Source organism: Microbacterium sp. (assembly GCF_035687345.1).
In the GTDB taxonomy this organism is placed as follows: Bacteria; Actinomycetota; Actinomycetes; order Actinomycetales; family Microbacteriaceae; genus Microbacterium.
Map to the genome: position 1 here is coordinate 1 of NZ_DASRXZ010000132.1, position 2,294 is coordinate 2,294.

1 protein-coding gene is annotated in these 2,294 nt (G+C 71.7%); it reads left to right on the plus strand.

Translation table 11 applies throughout. The features are described 5' to 3' along the window. Positions 1-265: 265 nt before the first annotated feature. Positions 266-2,294: hypothetical protein (locus tag VFF97_RS15635; RefSeq protein WP_325034427.1), on the plus strand; the 2,029-nt coding region annotated here is incomplete at its 3' end.

The following is a 2,294-nucleotide window of genomic DNA, read 5'->3' on the forward strand; positions in this document are numbered from 1 at the left end:
CGATCGCCGTGAAGGACCGCGGCCCCGGCGGCCCCGGCGGACCCGGCGGACCCGGCGCCGGAGGGCCCGGCGGACCCGGTGCCGGAGGGCCCGGCGCACCCGGCGGACCCGGTGACGGCGGACCCGGCCACGGCGGACCCCCGCACGCCGGCTGATCCGGCAGCGGGGACGGCGCTCACGGGACCTGTCGCGCACGCGCGCGGCGGAGTATCGTGAGCGCCGTTCCCGCTCATCCCCACCCGATGAGTACCCGACGAGAACGACGATGCTGTCGACGAATCGGGGAATCGAGATGGCCGAGAAGGATCGCATCGGGGACATCGCGCGCGACCGGGCGACACGGATCGTCCGCACCGACCCGTCAGTGCGCTTCCACGCGGGCTGGCGCTTCCTGCCGGATGAGGAGCGGCTGACGCTGCCGCCATGGCGCGACGCACCGCGCCGACCCGACATCTCCGTCGACGTCGTACGCGGGCGCGACCTCGTCGCGCTGCAGGTCGACTTCTTCGGGGCTCGGCTGGAGACCGACGACAGCGGCGCGCCGCCGTCCGTGCGGCGGAACAGCGCGTCGGGCGCGCACCTGATGGTGGTGATGTTCCCGTACCAGCACGCCCACGAGCAGGCGCAGTACGTCACAGACACCGGCTCGCAGGGAAAGCCGATCTACCCCGACCCGATCGATCCGACCCAGACGACGACCACGCCGCCGAGCCAGCCGGCGGCGACCGTGTCGGACAACGCCCCGCCCTCGATGCCCGTCGGCTACCGACCGGCGCGCGCGAGTCGGCTCGTCTTCGCGATCGGCGGGAACGACAGGATCGAGTTCACCCGCGCCGGCATCCTGCGCGCGATGACCGAGCTGACGCCGGTGCTGCATCCGAACGCGGAGCCGCCTGGCAAGAGCGGCACGATCGACGACTCGACCGACGCGCTCACGTTCGTGTGGATCGCACCGAACCTCATCGCGCGGTACACGGCCACGCGGATCCGGCTCGAACGACCGACCGCGGCCGACCGACGCACGCAGCCGCCTCCCGACGCGTCGACGCCGGGTGGAGCGCTCCGCTTCGCGCAGAACCTTCGCGACGTGCATGTCGACTCCGCGCGGCTGTCGCTCGCGGCCGGCGCCTCGCTCGGCGCGCGAGCCGAGATCCCGGGGCCGCTGCGCGACATCCTCGACCGGCCGCCGATCGTCGTGCTCCCCGATCGCGGCACCTACTCGAGCCCGCCGACCGACGAGCAGACCGCGATCGAGGCGCCCTACCGCCTCGTCATCTCCCCGTCGAGCGAGGGCCGGTGGGTGCACGCGGAAGCGCCCGTGGCATCCGATGACACCGCCCGGAACGTCGAGCTGTGGCATAGCCGCCTCGGTCAGGCGACCTCTTCGGGCGCCACGACCGAGCGCAACGACAACGACCGCCGCATCGTCCGCGCGATCTGGACGCGCGACCGCGACGGATTGACGTCGAGCGTGTGGCGCAAGAACGAGGACAGCGACCTCACCCACCCCCTCTCGACGCCGCAGGGCACCGCAGACCAGCCGTTCCGCGGTTCGCTCAACCGCGCCGACCGACACCGAATCGTGCGCCAGACCTCCGAGCGCTGGCCGGGCATCAGGGACGAGCGCTCGGTGCGTCCCGTGCGCGTCGACAAGCTGTGGCTGTCGTCGCTCGGCGCGTACCTCGACCTGCACGGCGCCTGGTACACGAAGGAGTACTCCAACCTGAATCCGGGCATGCCGTCGGTGCTCGCGTGGGACCACATCGCCCCGCTCGGACGCGACCAGTGGGTGCGCGTCGTCTACCCCGGGTACCTCTATCCGCTGGGGCATCCGGCCGCCCTCGTGAAGATCACCGAGCGCCGCGTCACGCAGAACCCCGCCGTCGCGAGCCTGTACCAGATCAAGTTCCTCGTCGTGAGCGAGCCGAGCCGCCCGTACACGGCCCCGGACTGGCCTTTCAAGCGCATCGACGTCCGCCCGACGACGACACCACCGCTGGCCGATCCGGATGCCGTCGCGAACGACCCGTACAGCAGCCAGACGTACTTCTGGCCGCAGCTCGGCGATGGATCGTTCTTCGTGTTCGACCTCGACGTGTGGGACAAGGACGACCGTCCGGGAAGCCTGCGCGCGCCGCTGCTGTGGGTCGCGGAGCACTTCGACAAGCCGAACCAGGTCGACGCGGAGTACGACGGCGACGCGAAGCGCGTCGTCCCCGCGAATGGGCAGCGGTTCGCCTTCACACCGCGGTCCAAGGCCGGCGATTCGATCACCGAGACGCAGGTGCTGCGGT